The organism is Streptomyces sp. NPDC006174 (assembly GCF_040614075.1).
In the GTDB taxonomy this organism is placed as follows: Bacteria; Actinomycetota; Actinomycetes; order Streptomycetales; family Streptomycetaceae; genus Streptomyces.
Genome location: NZ_JBEXTJ010000013.1, coordinates 77,827 through 100,936 on the forward strand (window position 1 = coordinate 77,827; position 23,110 = coordinate 100,936).

Annotated in this window: 17 protein-coding genes and 2 pseudogenes; 14 read left to right on the forward strand and 5 right to left on the reverse strand. The window is 70.0% G+C overall.

Annotated features, from left to right (window positions below):
• Positions 1 to 19 precede the first annotated feature (19 nt).
• The 3 genes and pseudogenes from ABZ267_RS26700 (at position 20) to ABZ267_RS26710 (ending at position 3,663) form a co-directional block, all read left to right on the forward strand.
• A complete protein-coding gene (locus tag ABZ267_RS26700) occupies positions 20 to 2,194 on the forward strand; it encodes an acyltransferase family protein (RefSeq protein ID WP_356751358.1) in 2,175 nt (724 codons plus the stop codon).
• Positions 2,195 to 2,201: 7 nt separating this feature from the next.
• Positions 2,202 to 2,471, forward strand: a pseudogene (locus ABZ267_RS26705) (NmrA/HSCARG family protein); the annotation flags it as partial.
• A gap of 334 nt (positions 2,472 to 2,805) precedes the next feature.
• Positions 2,806 to 3,663: a DUF5707 domain-containing protein gene (locus tag ABZ267_RS26710; protein WP_356751536.1), complete on the forward strand. Its 858-nt coding sequence runs from the start codon at positions 2,806 to 2,808 to the stop codon at positions 3,661 to 3,663.
• Between the two features lie 187 nt (positions 3,664 to 3,850).
• Here the strand turns inward: ABZ267_RS26710 and ABZ267_RS26715 are convergent, their stop codons facing one another.
• A complete protein-coding gene (locus ABZ267_RS26715; RefSeq protein ID WP_356751360.1) occupies positions 3,851 to 4,516 on the reverse strand; it encodes a GPP34 family phosphoprotein in 666 nt (221 codons plus the stop codon).
• A gap of 195 nt (positions 4,517 to 4,711) precedes the next feature.
• Positions 4,712 to 5,332 carry a TetR/AcrR family transcriptional regulator gene (locus ABZ267_RS26720; RefSeq protein WP_356751362.1) on the reverse strand — a complete coding sequence of 207 codons (621 nt, stop codon included), beginning with the start codon at positions 5,330 to 5,332 and terminating at the stop codon, positions 4,712 to 4,714.
• A gap of 122 nt (positions 5,333 to 5,454) precedes the next feature.
• On the opposite strand from ABZ267_RS26720, the gene ABZ267_RS26725 reads away from it, so the two are divergent.
• The 4 genes from ABZ267_RS26725 to ABZ267_RS26740 are packed head-to-tail and all read left to right on the forward strand — an operon-like array spanning position 5,455 to position 11,177.
• Positions 5,455 to 7,077, forward strand: coding sequence for a carboxyl transferase domain-containing protein (locus tag ABZ267_RS26725; RefSeq protein WP_356751538.1), 1,623 nt, complete (start codon positions 5,455 to 5,457; stop codon positions 7,075 to 7,077).
• Positions 7,078 to 7,084: 7 nt separating this feature from the next.
• A complete protein-coding gene (locus tag ABZ267_RS26730; RefSeq protein ID WP_356751364.1) occupies positions 7,085 to 9,031 on the forward strand; it encodes an acetyl/propionyl/methylcrotonyl-CoA carboxylase subunit alpha in 1,947 nt (648 codons plus the stop codon).
• Positions 9,028 to 10,002: a hydroxymethylglutaryl-CoA lyase gene (locus ABZ267_RS26735; RefSeq protein WP_356751366.1), complete on the forward strand. Its 975-nt coding sequence runs from the start codon at positions 9,028 to 9,030 to the stop codon at positions 10,000 to 10,002. The genes ABZ267_RS26730 and ABZ267_RS26735 overlap by 4 nt, the downstream gene beginning before the upstream one ends.
• Positions 10,003 to 10,010: 8 nt before the next feature.
• Complete coding sequence (locus ABZ267_RS26740) at positions 10,011 to 11,177, forward strand: acyl-CoA dehydrogenase family protein (protein WP_356751368.1); 1,167 nt, start codon at positions 10,011 to 10,013, stop codon at positions 11,175 to 11,177.
• A gap of 319 nt (positions 11,178 to 11,496) precedes the next feature.
• Here the strand turns inward: ABZ267_RS26740 and ABZ267_RS26745 are convergent.
• From ABZ267_RS26745 to ABZ267_RS26755, 3 genes and pseudogenes are all read right to left on the reverse strand, one after another.
• Positions 11,497 to 12,225: pseudogene (locus ABZ267_RS26745) on the reverse strand (glycoside hydrolase domain-containing protein); the annotation flags it as partial.
• A 289-nt stretch (positions 12,226 to 12,514) separates the two neighbouring features.
• Positions 12,515 to 13,408, reverse strand: coding sequence for a S1 family peptidase (locus tag ABZ267_RS26750; RefSeq protein WP_356751370.1), 894 nt, complete (start codon positions 13,406 to 13,408; stop codon positions 12,515 to 12,517).
• A gap of 629 nt (positions 13,409 to 14,037) precedes the next feature.
• Positions 14,038 to 14,523, reverse strand: a complete 486-nt coding sequence (locus ABZ267_RS26755) for a helix-turn-helix domain-containing protein (protein WP_356751372.1) — start codon at positions 14,521 to 14,523, stop codon at positions 14,038 to 14,040.
• A 145-nt stretch (positions 14,524 to 14,668) separates the two neighbouring features.
• On the opposite strand from ABZ267_RS26755, the gene ABZ267_RS26760 reads away from it, so the two are divergent.
• The 7 genes from ABZ267_RS26760 to ABZ267_RS26790 all read left to right on the forward strand — a co-directional run bounded on the left by ABZ267_RS26760 (position 14,669) and on the right by ABZ267_RS26790 (position 23,086).
• Positions 14,669 to 16,126: an MFS transporter gene (locus ABZ267_RS26760; RefSeq protein WP_356751374.1), complete on the forward strand. Its 1,458-nt coding sequence runs from the start codon at positions 14,669 to 14,671 to the stop codon at positions 16,124 to 16,126.
• Complete coding sequence (locus tag ABZ267_RS26765) at positions 16,123 to 16,764, forward strand: GNAT family protein (RefSeq protein WP_356751376.1); 642 nt, start codon at positions 16,123 to 16,125, stop codon at positions 16,762 to 16,764. The genes ABZ267_RS26760 and ABZ267_RS26765 overlap by 4 nt, the downstream gene beginning before the upstream one ends.
• A 231-nt stretch (positions 16,765 to 16,995) precedes the next feature.
• Positions 16,996 to 17,859, forward strand: a complete 864-nt coding sequence (locus tag ABZ267_RS26770; RefSeq protein WP_356751378.1) for a siderophore-interacting protein — start codon at positions 16,996 to 16,998, stop codon at positions 17,857 to 17,859.
• 173 nt (positions 17,860 to 18,032) lie between these two features.
• Positions 18,033 to 19,481, forward strand: coding sequence for an aspartate aminotransferase family protein (locus tag ABZ267_RS26775; RefSeq protein ID WP_356751380.1), 1,449 nt, complete (start codon positions 18,033 to 18,035; stop codon positions 19,479 to 19,481).
• Positions 19,465 to 20,742 carry a lysine N(6)-hydroxylase/L-ornithine N(5)-oxygenase family protein gene (locus tag ABZ267_RS26780; RefSeq protein ID WP_356751382.1) on the forward strand — a complete coding sequence of 426 codons (1,278 nt, stop codon included), beginning with the start codon at positions 19,465 to 19,467 and terminating at the stop codon, positions 20,740 to 20,742. The genes ABZ267_RS26775 and ABZ267_RS26780 overlap by 17 nt, the downstream gene beginning before the upstream one ends.
• Complete coding sequence (locus ABZ267_RS26785) at positions 20,739 to 21,311, forward strand: GNAT family N-acetyltransferase (protein ID WP_356751384.1); 573 nt, start codon at positions 20,739 to 20,741, stop codon at positions 21,309 to 21,311. The genes ABZ267_RS26780 and ABZ267_RS26785 overlap by 4 nt, the downstream gene beginning before the upstream one ends.
• Positions 21,308 to 23,086: an IucA/IucC family siderophore biosynthesis protein gene (locus ABZ267_RS26790; RefSeq protein ID WP_356751386.1), complete on the forward strand. Its 1,779-nt coding sequence runs from the start codon at positions 21,308 to 21,310 to the stop codon at positions 23,084 to 23,086. The genes ABZ267_RS26785 and ABZ267_RS26790 overlap by 4 nt, the downstream gene beginning before the upstream one ends.
• Positions 23,087 to 23,110 lie beyond the last annotated feature (24 nt).

The window sequence follows — 23,110 nt, forward strand, 5'->3', positions numbered from 1 at the left end:
CCGAAAGGCCTTTGCTGACATGGACTTCCTCCTCGCTCCCGGCCCGCGCCGGAAGCGCTCCACTCCCCCATCGACCGTGCCGCCCGCCCGGCGCTCCGGCGGCGAGTCCGGGCCCAGCCCGCACCGGTCCACGTTCCGGCCCGACATCGAAGGTCTGCGGGCGGTCGCCGTCCTCGCGGTCCTCGCCTTCCACGCCGAAATCCCGGGCCTGGCAGGCGGGTTCATCGGCGTGGACGTCTTCTTCGTCATCTCCGGCTACCTGATCACCGGCCTCCTGGTCCGCGAGGCCATCACCACCGGCCGCATCCGGCTCGGCGACTTCTTCTCGCGCCGGGCCCGCCGCCTGCTGCCGTCGGCCGCCGTGGTGCTCGCGGCGGTCGCGGTGGCCGGGGCCTGGCTGACCGTACCGCTGCGCCGCACCGACCTGGAGTACGACGTCCTCGCCTCGGCGCTCTCGCTCGCCAACTGGCGGTTCATCTCGCAGCAGACGGACTATCTCGCCGCCGGACCCGAGCAGAGTCCGCTGCTGCACTTCTGGTCGCTCGCCGTGGAGGAGCAGTTCTACCTGTTCTGGGCTCCGCTCCTCGCGGTGGTCGTACTGTCCGTCGCCCGTGCGGTGCGGCGCGGACGGGCCGTGCGGTCCGTCGTGGTGCTGGTCACCGGAGCGCTGGTCGTCGGCTCGTTCGCGCTGTCGCTGCACTGGACGGACCGCGCGGTCTCGCTCGCGTACCTCGGAACGCCTTCGCGCGTCTGGCAGTTCGGCGTGGGCGCGCTGCTCGCGCTGCTGCCGTGGCATCTGCTGCGCGGGCCGCGTCCGTTGCGGCTGCTGTGCGGCTGGAGCGGAGCGGTGGCGATCGGCTGGTGCGTGGTGGCGTACGACGCCTCGACGCCGTACCCGGGTCTCGCGGCGCTCGTGCCGACGCTGGCCACCGCCGCCGTGATCCTCGCGGCGATACCGGGACGTGGTGAGCGGAACGTACAAGGTCCTTATGGGATCGGCCGGCTGCTCGCAGGGCGGGCGCCACGGGCCCTCGGACGGCTCTCGTACACCCTGTACCTGTGGCACTGGCCGGTGCTCGTCCTCGCGGAGGCCCGGCTCGGCACGCTCGGCTGGCCGGCGAGGACCGCACTGACCTTGGCCGCCGCGCTGCCCGCGCTCGCCACGATGCGCTGGGTCGAGCGGCCGCTGCGCCGCAGCCGTACGGTCTCCGAACTACCGCGCCGGGGCCTGGCGGTGGGCGTCTCCGCCATCGTGCTGCCGGTCGCGCTCGCCTTGGTGGTAGGCACGGCGACGCTGCACCTGATGGGTCCCACCACGCCGGTCGACGTCAAGGGCCTGCCGCCGGGTGCGGCTTCCGGACCGTCGCTGCTCGGAGCTTCCGGGGCCTCCGCGACGGACGGCCCGGTGGTACCCAACCCGGCCCAGGCCCGCAAGGACTTCCCGCCGGACCAGGGCTGCCAGGTCGCTCCGGAGGTGACGCGCAGCCCGGAGTGCCTGTTCGGCGCGGTGGAGAGTCCGGACCGGATCGTGTTGCTCGGCGACTCGCACGCGGGCCAGTGGTTCTCGCCGATGCTGGCGATCGCCGCACAACGCGGCTGGGCGCTGCAGGAGTTGGTCAAGCAGGGTTGTCCGCTGCCGAAGTTGGCGGTGGAAAGCCCGCAACTGGGCCGCGCCTACCGGGAGTGCGACGTCTGGCGTACGGATGTCCTGGAGCGTCTCCGTACGGGCCCGAAGCCCCGGCTCATCGTGATCGCCTCGCTCAACCGGTACACGGAGGACGACGAACTCCTCGCGGCCGCCTGGGAGAAGACGCTCAAGCCGCTGCGGGCGGCCGGCGCGCCGATCGTGTACATCGAGGCCACTCCCGTACCCGGGACAGACATCCCGGCCTGCGTCTCCGGCGCTCCGGACGGTGCGGCCGCCTGCGCGTTCAGCCGGGCGGAGGCGGTGCCGGCCGATCGGCTGGCGCGGAGGATCGCGACGGGAGCGGTGCCGGGCGTACGGTCCATCGGCGTGAACCAGGTCCTCTGCCCGGGCGACGGCCCGACCTGCCCGGCGGTACGGGAGCGGATCGTGCTCTACCGGGACGACGCGCACCTGACCAACACGGCAGCCGTCGTGCTGACTCCGAGGCTGGAGCGGCTGCTGACGGCGGCCGGCACGGACCCGGTCAGGCCGGCGGGCTCGGGCTGAGGCCCTGGATCCCGACCGCTTCCACGAGGTGGAGGTGGAGCTGGCCGGAGAGCTGCTCACTATGACGGAGGTGGCCCGGACGCTGTCCGCCGCGTGGGGCGTCCCGGTGGAGGCGCCGACGATGACGCTCGACGAGGCCCTCGCGGCAGGCATGCCGGCCTGGGGCGCCGGGCACGTCTGGAGCAACGCCATCCTCCAGCCCGCCCGACCGGAACTCGCCACGCAGCTCGGCATTCCGGTGACCACGTTCGCCACCTGGGCACAGACCCACCTGACGAGAGCCTGGGAGAAACAGCCTCAAGCCGAGGCGGACCGGTCAGGACAGCGGCGGCCGCTTCCGTACAGCAGGCGCGGAAGCGGCTGAGAAACTGTTCTCAAGCCGTGAACCGGACGCGGGCATGGCGGCGACGGTCGCGTTCTGGAGGCGTCACCGCGTGACGTCTTCTGATGGCGCTACGGATCGGCCTGACTCAGGAACAGGTTCTGACCTGACCAGCCTGTGCGTACAACCGTCGGCCGCATTCGTGTGTCTGTTCTAGTGAGCCAGTCGGCTCCTGGATCATTCGGGTCCCGTGGGGCTCTGCCCCGGGGCCTCCTTTCGTTGGGGACACATGCGAATTCGTGCCACCGTGGCCGCCGTTTCCGGTGCCATCGTTCTTTCCGCTCTCGCTGTACCGGCCGCGCAGGCCGATGAGGGGCGTTCCTGGACCCTGCAGCCCGGTTTCCAGGCCGTCCAGCCCAAGGCCGGGGATACGTCGAAGCAGGCGTTCGGCGCGACCGCGAAGGCCGCCCCGAGGATCACCTCGGCGGTCGTCAACGCGGGGAAGCCGATCGTGATCGGCACCAAGGTCAAGAAGACGGTCTCCTTCTCCGCCACGGCCACCGCCGACACCGGCGTCGGCGGCGTTGCCGCGTTCATCTGGACCGGCAAGTCCATCGATGACGAGTACAGCTTCGCCTTCGGCCCCAATGCGACGTCGATTTCCTGCAAGGCCGTCAGCGCGACCACCACGACCTGCAAGGGCACCATCACCCTTGACCCGACGGAGATGATCAACTCCGACGCCACCACCTGGCGCGTCGGCGCTTACGCCGTGACCGAGGAGGGCGACGAGTTCGAGGCCTACGCGGTCTCCAGGGTTGGCGTCCAAAGCTTCTCGCAGCTGACGGTGAACGCCTCACCGGAGCCGGTGAAGAAGGGCAAGATCATCACGGTTACCGGGAAGCTCACCCGCGCGAACTGGGACACCGGCACGTACAAGGGCTACATCAACCAGTCCGTGCAGCTCCAGTTCAAGAAGAAGGGCGCCAAGAGCTACACGACCCTCAGGACGGTCAAGACCAGCTCGACCGGCACCCTGAAGACCACCGTCAAGGCCACGGCCGACGGAACCTGGCGCTACAGCTTCGCCGGCAAGTCGAACACTGCGGCCGTCTCCTCCACGGGCGACTACGTCGACGTGAAGTAGCGCCACCAGGCCGACGCACCAGGACACTGTCCCTCCGAGGCCGCCCGCCTGGAGTCTCGTAGGCGCTGGTGTCGGCGGCGCTTCCGTTCGTGGAACGGTCACGGTGACCGTTCCACGAACGAGTACGCAAAGCTCCCATTCCGGACTCACCGCGCGTGACCTGGGGATTCGGGGATCGAGAACAGCTCTAAGACACCACGGAGAGCACCGTCACCACGGTCACCGCGGAGATCGCGGCCTGGAGGTTGCGGATCGCCTCCCGGACGCTCACGCCCACCCAGTGGCCTTCGGCGATCTGCTCCACGCGCGGGGCCAGCTGCTTCTTCGACAGGCCGGGAAAGGCCTGCGGGTGCATTCCGGTGGCGTGGACCAGAGCGACCAGCGCGCTCGTACGGACGTCCGGCTCGGCCCCGTGCAGCACCACCGAGGCCAGCCGGGCGCGCAGCTCGCGTTCGACGGAGCCGTCGGCCTCCGGGTAGCGGCGTACCGGAAAGACGCCGAGAGCCCGGTGCCGCTCCTCGGTGACCAGGCCGCGGGCGCAGAGGCTGTCCACGACGTCCTGCGAGCCCCTGGCGTGGTCCCGGGTCAGCCAGTCGGCCACCTTGCGGCTGCTGGAGGCCCCGTGGACCCAGCGCGCCAGCCGGTCGAGCCGGCCGTCCAGGAGCGCGTCACCGGTCGGCGACGGGTCGAAGACCTCGACGCGGCCGTTCTTCACCGTGACGCGGCCCGCCATGACCAGCTCCAGGAGCATGCCCGCCGCCACGCCCCAGCGCGCCGCCGACTCCCCTTTCGCCGCGCCGGTCGTGTCGTCCAGCGACAGCAGCATGATCTCTTCGCCCAGCGAGACGGCCATGGTCGGACTCCCCCGTGCTCTCTTCGCTCTCGTCACTCTCTTCGTCCTGATCGGACAGACGTGAAGAACCGGCCCAGGGTTGCCCAACGACTGAAACTCCTGCTCAGGCGGGGTCCACCGACCGCCGGTTCCGGCTCAGACAGGTCTACGGCCACCGACTCCTTGCCCAGACGGGTCCACGGCGTCGGCTCCTGCTCAGGCAGGATGCGCGGCCGCCGCGAACGCTCCGCGCGCCAGCCGGTGCAGCAGCGCGGCGGTGGCCTCGCGGCCGGGTCGGGCCTCCGGGCGGGCCAGGTGCGGGGTGGAGTTCAGCAGGCCGAATACGGCGTGCACGGTGACGCGGGCCTCGTTCTCGGGCAGGCCGGGATAGAGCGCGCGCACGACGCCGACCCAGACCTCCACGTACTCCCGCTGGAGCCGCCGCACCCGCTTGCGGTCCGTGTCGCGCAGCCGGTCCAGCTCGCGGTCGTGGAGGGTGATGAGGGGGCGGTCGTCGAGGGCGAAGTCGATGTGGCCCGCGATGAGCGCGTCCAGGAGCGCCTCCGGGGAGCCGTCGCCGCGGGCCGCGTCCTCCGACACCCGCAGGCGGCCGCCTTCGAGGAGGCGTTCGCTGATGCCGACCAGCAGTTCGGCGAGCATCGCGTCCTTGCCGGGGAAGTGGCGGTAGAGGCCGGGGCCGCTGATGCCGACCGCCGCGCCTATCTCGTCGACGCCGACACCGTGGAAGCCGCGCTCGGCGAAGAGGCGCGCGGCCTCCCGCAGGATCTGCTCGCGGCGGGTGGGAGCCGCGACGCGGGCGGCGGCATGGGTGCTCATGAGGATTCATTCTAGACAGGGTCGTTAGCGGTCGTTAACCTGAGGGAAACGCGTTAACGGTCATTAACAGCACCACGGACACCATGGACATGATCGCGGTACGGGCAAGGGGGCTCGACACGATGCAGCAGGCACCGGTCCTGGCGAGCGCGGCCGATCCCGCCTCGGAGGCCTGGCAGGCCAACGAGGCGGCGCATCACGCGCTCGCCGACGAGCTGGCGGCTCGGCTCGCCACGGCACGGCTGGGCGGAGGTGAGAAGGCGCGGGCCCGCCACGAGGCTCGCGGCAAGCTGCTCCCGCGCGACCGGGTGGACGCACTGCTCGACCCGGGCTCGCCGTTCCTGGAGCTGGCCCCGCTGGCGGCGAACGGGATGTACGGGGACCAGGCCCCGGCGGCCGGTGTCATCGCCGGGATCGGCCGGGTCTCGGGCCGTGAGTGCGTGATCGTCGCCAACGACGCGACCGTCAAGGGCGGCACGTACTACCCGATGACCGTGAAGAAGCACCTGCGCGCGCAGGAGGTGGCCCTGGAGAACCGGCTTCCCTGCCTCTACCTGGTCGACTCGGGCGGCGCGTTCCTGCCGATGCAGGACGAGGTGTTCCCGGACCGCGACCACTTCGGCCGGATCTTCTACAACCAGGCCCGCATGTCGGCGGCCGGGATTCCGCAGATCGCGGCGGTGCTGGGCTCCTGCACGGCGGGCGGCGCGTACGTTCCGGCGATGAGCGACGAGGCCGTGATCGTGCGCAACCAGGGCACGATCTTCCTCGGCGGACCGCCGCTGGTGAAGGCCGCGACCGGTGAGGTCGTCACGGCGGAGGAGCTCGGCGGCGGCGAGGTCCACTCCCGGATCTCCGGCGTCACCGACCACCTCGCGGAGGACGACGCGCACGCTCTGCGCATCGTCCGCAACATCGTCGCGACCCTCCCGGACCGCGCGCCGCTCCCGTGGTCGGTCGAGCCGGCCGAGGAGCCGAAGGTCGACCAGGCGGGTCTGTACGGCGCGGTGCCGGTCGATTCCCGGACGCCGTACGACGTACGCGAGGTCATCGCGCGCGTGGTGGACGGCTCACGGTTCCAGGAGTTCAAGGCGGAGTACGGTACGACGCTGATCACCGGCTTCGCCCGCATCCACGGCCACCCGGTCGGCATCGTCGCGAACAACGGCATCCTCTTCGCCGAGTCGGCCCAGAAGGGCGCGCACTTCATCGAGCTGTGCGACCAGCGCGGCATCCCGCTCGTCTTCCTCCAGAACATCTCCGGCTTCATGGTCGGCAAGGACTACGAGCACGGCGGCATCGCCAAGCACGGCGCCAAGATGGTCACCGCGGTCGCCACCACGCGCGTGCCGAAGCTGACGGTCGTCGTCGGCGGTTCGTACGGAGCGGGCAACTACTCGATGTGCGGCCGGGCGTACTCGCCGCGCTTCCTGTGGATGTGGCCCAACGCCAAGATCTCGGTCATGGGCGGCGAGCAGGCGGCCTCCGTGCTGGCCACCGTCAAGCGCGACCAGCTCGGCGACGAGTGGAGCGCCGAGGACGAGGAAACGTTCAAGGCGCCGATCCGCGCGCAGTACGAGAGCCAGGGCAACGCGTACTACGCCACCGCACGCCTCTGGGACGACGGCGTGATCGACCCCGTGGACACCCGCCAGGTGCTGGGCCTCGCCCTCACGGCCTGCGCCAACGCCCCGCTGCCGCAGAAGGACCCGGCCGGTCCCGGCTTCGGCGTCTTCCGGATGTGAGGAACAGATGACGACGATGTTCGACACCGTGCTGGTCGCCAACCGCGGCGAGATCGCCGTCCGGGTGATCCGGACCCTGCGCGAGCTGGGCGTGCGCTCGGTCGCGGTCTTCAGCGACGCGGACGCGGACGCCCGGCACGTACGGGAGGCGGACACGGCGGTACGGATCGGCCCACCGCCGGCGTCCGAGAGCTACCTGTCGGTTCCGGCGCTGCTCGACGCGGCCCGCCGCTCGGGCGCACAGGCCGTCCACCCCGGCTACGGCTTCCTCGCGGAGAACGCGGAGTTCGCCGCCGCCTGTACGGAAGCGGGCCTGGTCTTCATCGGCCCGCCGGCCTCCGCGATCTCGCTCATGGGCGACAAGATCCGGGCCAAGGAGACGGTCGCGGCGGCCGGTGTCCCGGTGGTCCCGGGCTCGTCCGGCAGCGGCTTGACCGACGCCCAACTGGAGTCGGCGGCCAGGGAGATCGGTACGCCGGTCCTGCTGAAGCCTTCCGCCGGCGGCGGCGGCAAGGGCATGCGCCTGGTCCGGGACGCGGCGGTGCTGGCGGAGGAGATCGCGGCGGCGCGGCGCGAGGCGCGGGCCTCGTTCGGCGACGACACGCTGCTCGTCGAGCGGTGGATCGACCGCCCGCGCCACATCGAGATCCAGGTGCTGGCCGACGCCCACGGCAACGTGATCCACCTCGGCGAGCGCGAGTGCTCGCTCCAGCGCCGCCACCAGAAGATCATCGAGGAGGCGCCGAGCGTCCTGCTGGACGAGGAGACCCGGGCGGCGATGGGCGAGGCGGCCGTGCAGGCGGCGCGCAGTTGCGGCTATGTCGGCGCGGGAACGGTGGAGTTCATCGTCCCGGGCAACGACCCGGCCTCGTACTACTTCATGGAGATGAACACCCGCCTCCAGGTCGAGCACCCGGTCACCGAGCTGATCACCGGCCTGGACCTGGTGGAGTGGCAGCTGCGGGTGGCGTCGGGCGAGCAACTCCCGTACGCACAGCAGGACATCACTCTGACCGGCTGGGCGATCGAGGCCCGCGTCTGCGCCGAGGACCCGTCCCGTGGCTTCCTGCCGTCCGGCGGTACGGTGCTGGCGCTGCGCGAGCCGCAGGGCGACGGGGTGCGGACGGACTCGGGGCTCAGCGAGGGTGTGCCGGTGGGCAGCCTGTACGACCCGATGCTGTCGAAGGTGATCGCGTACGGCCCCGACCGCGCGACCGCGATCCGCAAGCTGCGGGCGGCCCTCGCGGACACGGTGATCCTGGGCGTCCCGACCAACGCGGGCTTCCTGCGCCGCCTGTTGGCCCATCCGGACGTGGTCTCCGGCAACCTGGACACGGGCTTGGTGGAGCGCGAGGCGGAGAGCCTGGTGCCGGACGGCGTTCCGGACGAGGTGTACGCGGCTGCGGCGGCGGTCCGCCGGCAGGCGCTGGAGCCACGGCCGGACGCGGAGGGCTGGACGGACCCGTTCTCGGTGCCGAGTGGGTGGCGTACGGGAGGTGTGCGGGCGCCGTTGCTCTTCCCGCTGCGAGTAGCGGGAGTTGAACCCGTTACGCGGAGCGCTCCGGCTTCCGCAACGGTCACGGCCGACCGGGTCACGCTCGAACTGGACGGCACCGTAGGTCACTTCCACCGCTCCGGCGACTGGCTCGGCCGGGACGGCGACACCTGGCACGTCCAGGACCACGACCCGGTGGAGGCGTCCCTGAGCGGCGCGGGCCGGAGCGGTGCGGACACGCTGGCGGCGCCGATGCCTGGCACGGTCACGGTGGTGAAGGTGACCGTCGGGGACGAGGTCGAGGCAGGTCAGAGCCTGCTCGTGGTGGAGGCGATGAAGATGGAGCACGTGATCTCCGCACCGCACGCCGGGACGGTCACCGAGTTGGACGTCACGGCGGGTTCGACGGTCGCGATGGACCAGATCCTGGCGGTCGTGGCCCCTCGGGAGGACTCATGACCACGCGTCCCCTGCCCATGAAGGTCTCGGCGCCCGGTCTGCCGGCCCGGGTCCGTATCCACGAGGTCGGCGCGCGGGACGGTCTCCAGAACGAGAAGGAGACGGTCCCGACGGAGGTGAAGGCGGAGTTCATCCGCCGCATGGCCGTGGCGGGCCTGACGACCATCGAGGCGACGAGCTTCGTGCACCCGAAGTGGGTGCCTCAACTGGCGGACGCGGAACAGCTGTTCCCGCTCCTGGGCGAGATCGCGGACGTGGGTGACGTATCCCTCCCGGTCCTCGTACCGAACGAGCGCGGCCTGGACCGGGCACTGGCACTCGGGGCGCGGTCGATCGCGGTGTTCGGCTCGGCGACGGAGACGTTCGCCGCGCGCAACCTGAACCGGACGGTGGACGAGTCGCTGGCGATGTTCGAGCCGGTGGTGGCCCGCGCGAAGGCGGAGAAGGTCCACGTGCGCGGGTACCTGTCGATGTGTTTCGGCGACCCGTGGGAAGGCGCGGTGGAGGTGGCGCAGGTGGTCAGGGTCGCGAAGGCGCTGATGGACCTGGGCTGCGACGAGCTGTCGCTGGGCGACACGATCGGAGTGGCGACGCCGGGCCACGTATCGGCGTTGCTCACCGCGCTGAACGATTCGGCCGTCCCGACGTCCGCGATCGGCGTGCACTTCCACGACACGTACGGCCAGGCGCTCTCCAACACTCTGGCGGCGCTCCAGCACGGCGTGGCGACGGTGGACGCGTCGGCGGGCGGCCTGGGCGGCTGCCCGTACGCGAAGAGCGCCACGGGCAACCTGGCCACCGAGGACCTGGTGTGGATGCTCGACGGCCTGGGCATCGAGACCGGCGTCGACCTGACCGAACTGGCCGCCACCAGCGCCTGGTTGGCCACACACCTGGGCCGGCCGAGCCCATCCCGCACGGTCCGCGCCCTGACCTCTTCCCTTTCCTCTTCCGCCTCCCACAAGGAGTGAGTGACCCCATGCCCCTGGACCACCGGCTGACCGCCGAACACGAGGAACTGCGCCGCACGGTCGAGGAGTTCGCGCACGACGTGGTCGCGCCGAAGATCGGCGACTTCTACGAGCGCCATGAATTCCCGTACGAGATCGTGCGCGAGATGGGCCGGATGGGCCTGTTCGGGCTGCCGTTCCCGGAGGAGTACGGCGGGATGGGCGGCGACTACCTGGCGCTCGGGATCGCGCTGGAGGAGCTTGCCCGGGTCGACTCGTCGGTGGCGATCACGCTGGAGGCCGGGGTCTCGCTGGGCGCGATGCCGCTGCACCTGTTCGGCACGGAGGAGCAGAAGCGCCAGTGGCTGCCGAAGCTGTGCGCGGGCGAGGCGCTGGGCGCGTTCGGTCTGACCGAGCCGGACGGCGGTTCGGACGCGGGCGGCACGCGGACGACGGCGGTGCTGGACGAGGCGAGAGACGAGTGGGTCATCAACGGCTCGAAGTGCTTCATCACCAACTCCGGTACGGACATCACGGAGTTGGTCACGGTCACGGCGGTGACGGGCCGCAAGGAGGACGGCCGCCCGAGGATCTCCGCGATCATCGTGCCCTCCGGCACACCGGGCTTCACGGTCGCGGCCCCGTACTCCAAGGTCGGCTGGAACGCCTCGGACACCCGCGAACTGTCCTTCACCGACGTCCGCGTCCCGGCGGCGAACCTCCTCGGCGAAGAGGGCCGCGGCTACGCCCAGTTCCTGCGCATCCTGGACGAGGGCCGCGTCGCCATCTCCGCTCTAGCGACGGGTCTGGCGCAGGGCTGCGTGGACGAGTCGGTGAAGTACGCGGCCGAACGCCACGCCTTCGGCAAGCCGATCGGCGCCAACCAGGCCATCCAGTTCAAGATCGCCGACATGGAGATGCGCGCCCACATGTCCCGCATCGGCTGGCGCGACGCGGCCTCGCGGCTGGTGGCGGGCGAGCCGTTCAAGAAGCAGGCGGCGATCGCGAAGCTGTACTCCTCGACGGTGGCGGTGGACAACGCCCGGGACGCGACGCAGATCCACGGCGGCTACGGCTTCATGAACGAGTACCCGGTGGCGCGGATGTGGCGCGACTCGAAGATCCTGGAGATCGGCGAGGGGACGAGCGAGGTCCAGCGGATGCTGATCGCACGGGAGTTGGGGCTGCCGGGCTGAGCCGACCGCAGCTCGTACGTCCGCCCCGGCTGCCGTGGATCGCTCAACGGCAGCCGGGGCGGTCGCGTCAGCAGGTGGTCACCGGCCACCCTCCGGCGGCACCAGGTCGGGGCACAGCGAATGCCCACACTCGCAGGGCGGCCACCGGAGCGCGGCGCCGGGGACGAGGTCGGCGTCGATGCCACCCTGGCAAGGGTCGGCATTCGGGACGATGAGGACTCCGCCGCTACCCAGCTCCCTCATGATTCGAGAGAGATATTGCCGCCCGCCACTGTTCTTCGCCATCCGAACCCCAGTCTCTCAGTCCTAGGACTATGACGAAGACCACCGTGCGCGTCGTGTCCGACGTGCCGTTCACCTTGTTGCGGCCACCCGTGGTCACCAACGGAACGTTGCCGTAAAGGTAGTTGGTGCCCGGCGTCCAGTCGGTGAACTGCACCGCCACGTTCTGCGTCGATCCGTCCTCGTACTCCACGCTCGCCAGGCCCTGCGACGGGCCGTTCGTCGCCAGGCCGAGGAAGGAGATGCCCGTCGCCTTGACGCCCTTGCCGTTCCCGCCGGCGAGGTTGACGCGCCGGCCGTGCGGGATCCAGTTGTCCGGCCGGCCCTGCTTCGCCTTCGGCCAGGTGAACGTCACGCCCGTGCCGCCGAGCGGCAGCTTCGCGCCCGGTGTCGCGCCCGCCGCCGCCAGCTTCTCGCGGGAGAGGGAGTTGTCGCTGAGGTCGAGCGAGCCCAACCTGCCCTGGCCGTCCGGCGTCGAGCCGATGTCGTTGCGGGCGTCGGAGCCCTCCGTGTACGACGGCGGCACGTCGGCAGCACCCGTACCCCAGGTCGCCGGGGCCGCGCCCATCCTGTACGTCAGCACTCCGCCGGCCCGCGCGAAGTCCTCGTCCAGCCACGACTTCGACGTGGCGCGGCCGTTGACCCTCAGCCCGGTCACGTACGGCCGGTCCGAGGCCGCGCCCTCCGCCTTGATCGTGATCCGGCGGTCGCTGTCCGCGCTGTCGATCACGATCCGGTCGAACATCGGCGAGCTGAGCACCAGGTCGCCGACAACGTTGTCCAAATCCCCTCCGGGCGCAGGCACCACAGTGCTCGGCACAGTTTTCCCGCAGCGGGCCGCCCAGGGGAAGAGCTGGGCAACAGCCCTTGTCCCTGGAGGCGGCGCCCGCTGCGGAGACCGGCTCGCCGTGCTGGGTGACGGAGAGGCCCCATCACGACGGCGGACCGCGCGATCAACGCGGTCCGCCGGGTGTGCCACTGCGCCGGATCTTCGGGAGCTCGGCCGGCCGTCGCCCCCGGAGATCCGGCAAGAGGTGCTAGAGGTGCTAGAGGTGCTAGAGGACCGTTGCGCCGTACGCGCTCAGGGCCTCGGTGACGGGCTGGTAGAACGTCGTTCCGCCGGTACGGCAGTTGCCGCTGCCGCCCGAGGTGAGGCCCAGAGCGGTGCTGCCGGCGAAGAGCGAGCCGCCGCTGTCGCCGGGCTCGGCGCAGACGTTGGTCTGGATCATGCCGTACACGATTCCGCTGGAACCGTAGTTCACGGTGGCGTTGAGGCCGGTGACCGTACCGCTGCGCAGCCCGGTGGTGCTGCCGCTGCGGCGGACGGACTGACCCACGGACGCGTTGCCCGCCGTGGTGATGTCCTGGTAGGAGCCGTTGTACAGGTAGACCCGGCCGTCGGCCGCAGCCGGGTTGGAGTGGCGGATGATGCCGTAGTCGTTGTTCGGGAAGCTGGTGCCGGTACGCGTACCGATGGACCAGTTGGCGCCGATGTTGGTGCAGTGACCGGCGGTCAGCGCGTGGGCCACGCCGCCGACCGACACGTTGAAGCCGAGCGAACAGCGGCTGCCGCTCGTGGTGATGGCCTCACCGCCGGCGATCAGCGGGGTGAACTTGCCGGTGGTGCGCTTGATGGTCAGTTCGGCCTTGGAGTTCGCCAGCGCGCCCTTGACCTCGGCCAGTTCGGCCTTCGACACGGTGCTGTCGATGGTCACGACGATCCTGCCGGTGCTTGCCTCGGTGTACCAGGCGGTGCCGGCCACATCGGCGCCGAGCACGGCGGAGCTGGCGTCGGCGAGCTGCGAGGCTGTCGCCTTGACCTGGGGTTCCGGGGCGGCGACGGCCGAGGGTGTCGCCAGTGCGACGGCGGTCACCAGACCGGACGCCACAGCTACGAGCCGGGCTCGTCTGGTGGTGCCGGTCGGCAGAGTGAAGCGCTTGAAGGTCACGAGATCCTCCGCGGGTATGGGGGGATGGACAGCCCCCGTCGGGTGGGGTGGGGCAGTCGGGGCGCGAGGTTCCCGTCCGGCGATGACTGGACGTGAACCTGTCAAGTGGCTCGGTTGAATGGTCAACGGCAACGACTCCGGACGCAAGGTCGGATTCCGGCCCGCGGCCCCCGCACGACGCGCGGACCGAGGAGCCGACCGGGACCTCTTCATCGCCTATGGCCATTTTCTACGAATTGGACAATTGCTTACCGGTCAATGCCCGGACAGGCCCATTTTCGAGATATGTAGCGTACGCCTCATAAAACCTGCGAATCCTGGCAGATTTATCATGTCCTCACAAAAGAGTTACCACGGGTTACGCGAGGAACGCACGCGATGCGCCTGCCGGACGACCCGTCCACAGCTGACGCCCATTGCGCACAAATGGGATGCCGACACCGATATTCATTAATCCCGCAACTCAGGTGTTCAAGGTGATACCAGGTTCAATCACCCACCCAGAAGAACTGGCCTGTTTATTACCTCCGCCCTCCTGCGTGAGCGAATGAGCGGTTCTCCGAGCGGGCGGAGCACTCCCTCAGCACCGGCGCCCTCACGCGAAGCCGACCTCAGCCCCCCCGGCCCCCTCAGGCGTCAGGAGCCTCCGCCGCGTGACGACTGTCGTAGTCGGCGCGCGCCTCGGCGATCTCCTGCTGGTGGCCCTCGGTCCAGTCGACCAGGGTTCGGATCGTCGTGTGCAGGGTCGCGCCCATCGGCGTGAGCTCGTACTCCACACGCGGCGGGACGACCGGATAGACCGTACGCCGCACCAGGCCGTCGCGTTCGAGCTGGCGCAGGGTCACCGTCAGCATGCGCTGGCTGATGCCGTCGATCAGCCGGCGCAGCTCGGAGAAGCGCAGCGTCCGGCGCTCCAGGTGCGCTATGGCGAGCAGCGACCACTTGTCCGCGACCCGGTCGAGGATCTGCCGGACCTCGCAGCCCTCGCGGACGTCCCAGTTGCTGATGTCGAAGTCCTGCTCACCTCCGCCGAGTCCCCGGACGGCTCCTTCGAGTTGCTGCTCAACTCCGGTATGGCTGCGGTTACTCGGTGACTTCGAAGTGCCTTCTTCCATGGTTCATCAGCCTGCCGCATGCTTCGAGTGGTTACAAGAGGGAACCGACAGGCGCTCCCGTAACCCGCCTTTCCTCACCTTCCCTACCTGCGACCGCTGTTGCGGCGGTTCGCCATGCCCATATTCCTGTCCGAGGAGGACTCCCGTGTCCGCACCACTGCCAGCTCTCTCCAGGAACAGGCGCGCTTGGGGCGTGCTCCTCGTGCTCTGCGGTGCGATCTTCCTCGAAGGCATCGACGTGGCCATGCTGAACGTGGCCCTGCCCGCGATCCGCGCCGACCTGGGGCTCTCCACCGGCACGCTCCAGTGGGTGATGAGTGCGTACGTCCTCGGCTACGGCGGCTTCATGCTGCTGGGCGGCCGGGCGGCCGACCTGTTCGGACGGCGGCGGATGTTCATCGGCTGGCTCGTGGTCTTCCTGCTCTTCTCCGGTCTCGGCGGACTGGCCACCGAAGGCTGGATGCTGATCCTCGCCCGGTTCGTGACGGGTGTCTCCGCCGCCTTCATGACCCCGGCCGGCCTGTCGATCATCACCACCGGCTTCCCGGAAGGACCGCAGCGCAACAAGGCGCTGCTCGTCTACTCCGGCACCGCCGCCGGCGGCTTCTCCGTCGGCCTGGTCGTCGGCGGTCTGCTCGCGGCCGTCGACTGGCGCTGGGTGTTCTTCGCGCCGGTCATCCTCTCCGCCGCCATCCTGTCCGCCGCACTGCGGCTCGTCCCCCGCTCGCCGCGGACGGACCGGACCGGACAGGGCGTGGACCCGGCCGGAGCGGTCACCGTCACCGGCGGCATCCTGCTGCTCGTCTTCGGCGTCGAGCGGGCCACGCATGTCTCGGCCGCCTGGACGACCGGCACGATCGGTACCGCGCTCCTCCTCTTCCTGGCGTTCGTCCTCATCGAGCGCCGCTCGGCCTCGCCGCTGGTACGCCTGGGCCTCTTCCGTAACGGATCGCTGGTCCGCGCCAATGTGTCCGGGCTGCTCTTCGCCGCGGGCTTCTTCGGCTTCCAGTTCATCGCCGTGCTCTACCTCCGGGAGCTGCGCGGCTGGTCGTCCCTCCAGACCAGCTTCGCGCTGATCGTCATCGGCGTGGACGCGGTGCTCTCGCCGCTGCTGACACCGAAGCTGGTGGCCCGGTTCGGCAACGCGCGCGTCATCGTCGGCGGGCTGCTCCTCGCCTCCCTCGCGTACGCGCTGTTCCTGCCGCTCGGCGCCGACCGGACGTATCTCGCGATGCTGCCGAGCCTGGTCCTGATCGGTGTGTCGTTCTCGCTGGCGTACGGCCCGCTGACGATCACGGCCACCGACGGCATCGCCGAGGAGGAGCAGGGCGTCGCGGGCGGGCTGCTCCACACCTCCTTCCAGTTCGGCGCCGCGCTCGGCCTTTCCGCCGTCGCCGCCGTCAACATCGCGGCCACGGAAGGGACTTCGGCGTCCGCTCTGCTCAACGGCTACCGGGCGGCGCTCGTCGTCCCGCTGGCCGCCGCTGTGATCGCCACCGCCGTCAGCGCCTTCGGGCTGCGACGGCGGGCCGGCGGCGGGACCGCCGCCTCCGCGAATCCCGTTCGACAGGCCGGTCTTCCGTCCGGCAAAGTCCCTGCATGAGCCACCGTTACTGGCCCCTCCGCGGGCTCCGGATCCGTACGCCCCGCCTCGAACTGCGGCTGCCCGACGAGGCGCTCCTCGACCAGCTGGCCACGGTCGCCACCGGCGGAGTGCACGCCGCGGACCGGATGCCGTTCCTCGTACCGTGGACCGACGGCACGCCCGACGAGGTCGGCCGGGCCACCTACCAGCACGTGCTGGGCACGATCGCCGGGTGGACGCCGGAGGAGTGGCACCTGTCCCTGGTGGTCCTCCACGAAGGCCAGGCCGTGGGGCGGCAGGACGTGATGGGCAAGGAGTTCGGCGTACGGCGTGAGGTGGTCACCGGGTCATGGCTCGGCCTGCCGCACCAGCGGCTGGGCATCGGCACGGAGATGCGGGCCGCCGCTCTCCACCTGGCCTTCGCGGGCCTCGGCGCGCGGTACGCCGTCTCCGAGGCCTGGACGGACAACGCGGGCTCGCTCGGTGTCTCGCGCAAGCTCGGGTACGAGCCCGACGGCCTCCAGATCCAGGTGATCCGCGGCGAGGCCGCCCCCTTGCGGCGGCTGCGGCTGGACCGGGCCGGGTGGGAGAAGCACCGGAGCGTCGACGTCACCGTGGAGGGGCTGGACGCCTGCCGAGTGGACTTCGGGGTGTAGAGCCGCCGGAGGGCGGAGGGTTCGCCGGTCCTCCAGCGGGTCAAGCCGGACCTGCCGGAGTCGGAGCGGTACGGGGTCGGGGCTGGCGGTCGTCCCGGGCCTGCCCGCCTCCGGCGCGGCCCTAGGACACCGCGACCGCCTAGCAAGGTTAGGCTAACCTTCCTTCGGACTGCCCTCGCCGGAGCCGGGCCCGTCCGCCCACCGCTCCTGCCCGTTCCGGAGGAGCCCTCGTTGACGACGACCGCCGCCGTGCCCCGTGTCGCCCCGTTCCGCTTCTTCGACCTGACCGTCCTGCGGGTCAGGCGGCTCGGCCCCTCCATGCTCCGGATCACGCTCGGCGGGCCCGGAGCCGACGGATTCCGGGCCGGCGGGCGCGACCAGAGCCTGTCCCTCTTCCTGCCGCACCCGGGACAGAGCGAGGCCGTGGTACCGGACGGTGAGGACGGGGCCTGGTACCCGAAGTGGCGGGCGCTGCCGGAGGACGTACGGGCGGTGATGCGGTCGTACACCGTGCGGGCCCAGCGCGTGAAGACCGACGGCTCCACCGAGGTGGACATCGACTTCGCGCTCCACGGTGACGGCGGCCCGGCCTCCCGCTGGGCGCTCATGGCGGCGTCGGGCGACCGGCTCAAGGTGCTCGGGCCGGCGGTCGCGGACAACACCTCCGTCCGCTTCCGGCCGCCGGAGGACACCGACTGGGTGCTGATCTGGGCCGACGAGACGGCCCTGCCCGCCGCCTCCGCGGCGCTGGAGTGGCTGCCTGCCGGCATGCCCACGCGGGCCTGGCTGGAGGTGCCGAAGACCGAGGACCGGCAGGCCCTCAACACCGCGGCCAAGGCCCGGATCAGCTGGCTCGTCCGGAGCGAGGGCTCACCGCCCGCCGTGGAGGCGGTGCGCGCCGCCGAGCTGCCGGACGGCACTCCGTACGTCTGGATCGCGGGCGAGTCGTCCGAGGTGCGCGCGCTCCGCCGCCACCTCGTCCAGGAGCGCGGCTTCGACCGCAAGCGGGTCACCTTCGTCGGCTACTGGCGGCGCGGACTCAGCGAGGAGCAGCTGCGGGCGGAGACGCTCGCACGCGCCGGAGCGGTGGAGTAGCCGAACCGGAACCAATCCGGACAACCCTCCGCATCCAGCAGGAGCGAGGGACAGGCGGTGATCGAGTTAGGTTAGGCTAACCTCACTTCGACATCGCGTCCCTCGTCCCCCCTTTTTCTCTCTCCTGCCCGGAGGGCCGCGATGAAGTTCCCCTCACCCGGGAGGACCCCTTCATGCGTTCGCACCTGCTCAACAACACGACTGCGGAGCACTACCGGCGTACCGTCACCGCAGGAGTGGAACGGGTCGCGGCCAAACTCGCCGCCACCGAGAGCCCCTTCACCGGGGTCGGTGTCGACGAGCTCTCCCCCGTCGTCGACGCGATCGACCTCGACCGGCCGCTGGGCGACGCCACCGCCGCCCTCGACGAGCTCGGCGAGGTCTACCTCCGCGACGCCGTCTACTTCCACCACCCGCGCTACCTCGGCCACCTCAACTGCCCGGTCGTGATCCCCGCCGTCCTCGGCGAGGCCGTGCTCTCCGCCATCAACTCCTCGCTGGACACCTGGGACCAGAGCGCGGGCGGCACGCTCATCGAACGCCGGATGATCGACTGGACCACCGAGCGCATCGGCCTCGGACCGGCCGCCGACGGCATCTTCACCAGCGGCGGTACGCAGTCCAACCTCCAGGCCCTGCTGCTGGCGCGCGAGGAGGCGAAGGTCCGGCCCGAGCACTACACCCGGCTGCGGATCTTCACCTCCGAGTGCAGCCACTTCAGCGTGCAGAAGTCCGCCAAACTCCTCGGCCTCGGCCCGGACGCGGTCGTCTGCATCCCGGTCGACAGCAACAAGCGCATGCAGGCCGTGGCCCTCGCCCACGCGCTGGAGCAGTGCGTGGGCGAAGGCGCCGTCCCGATGGCCGTCGTCGCGACCGCCGGCACCACGGACTTCGGCTCCATCGATCCGCTGCCCGAGATCGCCGCGCTCTGCGATCAGTTCGCGACCTGGATGCACGTGGACGCCGCGTACGGCTGCGGTCTGCTGGCCTCACGCGCGCGGCGCGGCCTCCTCGAAGGCATCGCGCACGCCGACTCGGTGACCGTGGATTACCACAAGTCCTTCTTCCAGCCGGTGAGTTCGTCGGCCATCCTGGTCCGCGACCGCGCGACCCTGTGCCACGCCACGTACCACGCGGAGTATCTGAACCCGCGCCGGATGGCCGAGGAGCGGATACCGAACCAGGTCGACAAGTCCCTCCAGACGACCCGCCGGTTCGACGCGCTCAAGTTGTGGATGACGCTGCGCGTCATGGGCGCCGACGGCATCGGTGAACTCTTCGACGAGGTCTGCGACCTGGCCGCCGACGGCTGGAAGCTGCTCGCCGCCGACCCGCGCTTCGACGTGGTGGTCCAGCCGCAGCTCTCCACGCTCGTCTTCCGCCACATCCCGTCCGGTGTCACGTCGCCGGACGAGATCGACCGCGCCAACCTCTACGCCCGCAAGGCGCTGTTCGCCTCCGGTGAGGCGATCGTCGCGGGCACCAAGGTCGGCGACCGCCAGTACCTGAAGTTCACGCTCCTCAACCCCGAAACGACCGTGGACGACATCGCCGCGGTCCTCGACCTGATCTCCGGCCACGCCGAGCAGTACCTGGGAGACTCCCTTGACCGCGCTTCCTGAACCCCACGACTTCATCGGGATCGGGCTCGGCCCCTTCAATCTCGGACTGGCCTGCCTGACCGAGCCGATCGACGAACTGAACGGTGTCTTCCTGGAGTCCAAGCCGGACTTCGAGTGGCACTCCGGCATGTTCCTCGAAGGAGCCCATCTCCAGACGCCGTTCATGTCGGACCTGGTCACCATGGCCGACCCGACCTCGCCGTACTCGTTCCTCAACTACCTGAAGGAGCGCGGCAGGCTCTACTCGTTCTACATCCGGGAGAACTTCTACCCGCTGCGGACCGAGTACAACGACTACTGCCGCTGGGCCGCCGCCGAACTGAGCAGCATCCGGTTCGACGAGACCGTCGAGGCGGTGACGTACGACGAGAGTGACGAGCTCTACACCGTCACCACCGCCGCCGGTACCGTCCTGCGCTCCCGCCATCTGGTCCTCGGCACCGGAACGCCGCCGTACATCCCTGAGGCGTGCCACGGTCTCGGCGGCGACTTCCTGCACAACTCCCGTTATCTGGAAGGGAAAGCCGAGCTCCAGAAGAAGAAGTCGATCACTCTGGTCGGCAGCGGGCAGAGCGCGGCGGAGATCTACTACGACCTGCTCTCCGAGATCGACACCTACGGCTACCGGCTCAACTGGGTCACGCGCTCACCGCGGTTCTTCCCGCTGGAGTACACCAAGCTCACGCTGGAGATGACCTCTCCGGAGTACATCGACTACTTCCACGCGCTGCCCGAGGAGACCCGCTACCGGCTGGAGACCGGGCAGAAGGGTCTGTTCAAGGGCATCGACGGCGAGCTGATCGACGCGATCTTCGACCTGCTCTACCAGAAGAACCTGCCCGGCCCGGTCCCGACCCGGCTGCTCACCAACTCGGCTCTTCTCAGCGCGCGTTACGACGAGGAGGGCGGTGCGTACAGCCTGGGGCTGCGCCAGGAGGAGCAGGTCAAGGACTACACCCTGACCACCGAGGGCCTCATCCTCGCCACCGGCTACCGCTACGAGGCGCCCGCCTTCCTGGAACCCGTCGCCGGCCGGCTGCGCCACGACAGCAGGGGCCGCTTCGACGTGGCCCGCAACTACAGCATCGACACCACCGGGCGCGGGATCTTCCTGCAGAACGCCGGCGTGCACACCCACTCGATCACCTCGCCCGACCTGGGCATGGGTGCCTACCGCAACGCGTACATCATCGGCGAACTGCTCGGCCGTGAGTACTACCCGGTCGAGAAGTCCATCGCCTTCCAGGAGTTCGCGATATGAACCACCTCCGCAGCAAGGAAACCGCCGGAGAACTCGGCGAGTTCACCGTCCGTCCGCTCGATGCCACCTCCGACGCCGAGCTGGTGCACGGCTGGGTGACCCATCCCAAAGCCGCCTTCTGGCTGATGGGCGAGGCGAAACTCCAGGACGTGGAGCGGGAGTACATGGCGATCGCCGCCCATCCGCACCACGAGGCGTTCGTCGGTCTGCACGACGGCGAGCCCGCGTTCCTGATCGAGCGGTACGACCCCACCGAGGTCGAGCTGAAAGGGCTGTACGAGGCGGAGCCCGGCGATGTCGGGATGCACTTCCTGGTAGCGCCGACCGACACCCCGGTCCACGGCTTCACCCGGGCCGTGATCACCGCCGTGATGGAGTTCCTCTTCGCCGATCCGTCGGTACGCCGGGTCGTCGTCGAGCCCGATGTGACCAACAGCGCCGTCCAGGCCCTCAACAAGGCCGTCGGCTTCGAGGTCCTGCGGGAGATCGCCAAACCGGAGAAGGACGCACTGCTCAGCGCCTGCACCCGCGAGCGGTTCGAAGCAGCAACCGGAGGAACCGACCGATGACGACCGCCCTCACCGACAGCGTCGACCACCTCTCGCCGGACCGCTGGGCCACCGCAAACCGACTGCTGGTCCGCAAAGCACTGGCGGAATTCAGCCATGAACGGCTGCTGACCCCCGCACCGCTCGGCGAGGACCGCTACACCCTCCGTAGCGACGACGCGGGCACGGAGTACCGTTTCACCGCACGTATCTTCGCTCTGGACCACTGGCAGGTCGAGGCCGAGTCGATCACGCGCCACCGGCACGGGGCCGAAGTACCGCTCGACGCACTGGAGTTCATCATCGAGCTGCGGGTGGCGCTCGGGCTGTCCGAGGAGATCCTGCCGGTCTACCTGGAGGAGGTCTCCTCCACTCTGGCCGGAACCGCCTACAAACTCACCAAGGAACCGGCCACCTCCGGCCAGCTCGTCGCCGCCGGTTTCCAGGCCATCGAGACCGGGATGACCGAGGGCCACCCCTGCTTCGTGGCCAACAACGGCCGGCTCGGCTTCGGAGTCGACGAGTACCGCGCGTACGCCCCCGAGGCCGCCTCGCCGATCCGGCTGGTCTGGCTGGCCGCGCGCCGCGACCGGGCCACCTTCACGGCGGGCGCCGGACTGGACTACGACACGCTGGTCGACGGCGAGCTGAGCGAGGCGGCCCGGGAGCGGTTCGCCGCCACGCTGCGCTCGCTCGATCTGGACCCGGAGGCGTACTTCCTGCTGCCCGTCCACCCGTGGCAGTGGTGGAACAAGCTCGCCGTGACCTTCGCCGGTGAGCTGGCCGAACGCCATCTGGTGGTACTCGGCGAAGGCGAGGACGCCTACCTGGCCCAGCAGTCGATCCGTACGTTCTTCAACACCGACCACCCGGAGAAGCACTACGTCAAAACGGCGCTCTCCGTCCTGAACATGGGCTTCATGCGCGGCCTCTCCGCCGCCTACATGGAGGCCACGCCCGCCATCAACGACTGGCTGGCCGGACTCATCGAACGCGACAGCCTGCTGACCGCCGCCCGGTTCTCGATCATCCGGGAGCGGGCCGCGATCGGCTACCACCACCGTGCGTACGAGGCGGCCACCGCCAAGGGCTCGCCGTACCTGAAGATGCTGGCCGCACTCTGGCGCGAGAGCCCGGTAGCCGGTCTGGCGCCGGGCGAGCGGGTCGCCACCATGGCCTCGCTGCTCCACACCGACCACGAGGGCCGCTCGGTCGCCGCCGCGCTCATCGAGGAGTCCGGGCTCGACGCGCAGGTGTGGCTGCGGCACTACCTGGACGCCTATCTGGTGCCGGTGCTGCACAGCTTCTACGCCTACGACCTGGTCTACATGCCGCACGGTGAGAACGTGATCCTGGTCGTGGAGGACGGCGTCGTCACCCGGACGGTCTTCAAGGACATCGCCGAGGAGATCGCGGTCATGGACCCGGACGCGGTGCTGCCGCCGAAGGTCGACCGGATCCGCGCCGAGGTGCCGGAGGACATGAAGCTGCTCTCGGTCTTCACCGATGTCTTCGACTGCTTCTTCCGCTTCCTCGGCGCGGGCCTGGCCACCGAAGGAGTCCTGGACGAGGACACCTTCTGGCGGACGGTCGCCGAGTGCGTACGCGGCTACCAGGAGTCGGTGCCGTATCTCGCGGAGAAGTTCGCGCAGTACGACCTGTTCGAGCCGGAGTTCGCGCTCTCCTGCCTCAACCGCCTCCAGCTGCGCGACAACCAGCAGATGGTCGACCTCAACGACCCCGCGGGCGCGTTGCAGTTGGTGGGCCACCTGAAGAACCCGATCGCCAAGTTCTGAGCGGTCCACGCAGACCGGTGAGCG

Excerpts from the sequence above, each read along its gene's own strand:
- ABZ267_RS26700 (WP_356751358.1), top strand. The coding sequence starts at position 20 with ATGGACTTCCTCCTCGCTCCCGGCCCGCGCCGGAAGCGCTCCACTCCC.
- ABZ267_RS26710 (WP_356751536.1), top strand. The coding sequence starts at position 2,806 with ATGCGAATTCGTGCCACCGTGGCCGCCGTTTCCGGTGCCATCGTTCTT.
- ABZ267_RS26715 (WP_356751360.1), bottom strand. The coding sequence starts at position 4,516 with ATGGCCGTCTCGCTGGGCGAAGAGATCATGCTGCTGTCGCTGGACGAC.
- ABZ267_RS26720 (WP_356751362.1), bottom strand. The coding sequence starts at position 5,332 with ATGAGCACCCATGCCGCCGCCCGCGTCGCGGCTCCCACCCGCCGCGAG.
- ABZ267_RS26725 (WP_356751538.1), top strand. The coding sequence starts at position 5,455 with ATGCAGCAGGCACCGGTCCTGGCGAGCGCGGCCGATCCCGCCTCGGAG.
- ABZ267_RS26730 (WP_356751364.1), top strand. The coding sequence starts at position 7,085 with ATGACGACGATGTTCGACACCGTGCTGGTCGCCAACCGCGGCGAGATC.
- ABZ267_RS26735 (WP_356751366.1), top strand. The coding sequence starts at position 9,028 with ATGACCACGCGTCCCCTGCCCATGAAGGTCTCGGCGCCCGGTCTGCCG.
- ABZ267_RS26740 (WP_356751368.1), top strand. The coding sequence starts at position 10,011 with ATGCCCCTGGACCACCGGCTGACCGCCGAACACGAGGAACTGCGCCGC.
- ABZ267_RS26755 (WP_356751372.1), bottom strand. The coding sequence starts at position 14,523 with ATGGAAGAAGGCACTTCGAAGTCACCGAGTAACCGCAGCCATACCGGA.
- ABZ267_RS26765 (WP_356751376.1), top strand. The coding sequence starts at position 16,123 with ATGAGCCACCGTTACTGGCCCCTCCGCGGGCTCCGGATCCGTACGCCC.
- ABZ267_RS26775 (WP_356751380.1), top strand. The coding sequence starts at position 18,033 with ATGCGTTCGCACCTGCTCAACAACACGACTGCGGAGCACTACCGGCGT.
- ABZ267_RS26785 (WP_356751384.1), top strand. The coding sequence starts at position 20,739 with ATGAACCACCTCCGCAGCAAGGAAACCGCCGGAGAACTCGGCGAGTTC.
- ABZ267_RS26790 (WP_356751386.1), top strand. The coding sequence starts at position 21,308 with ATGACGACCGCCCTCACCGACAGCGTCGACCACCTCTCGCCGGACCGC.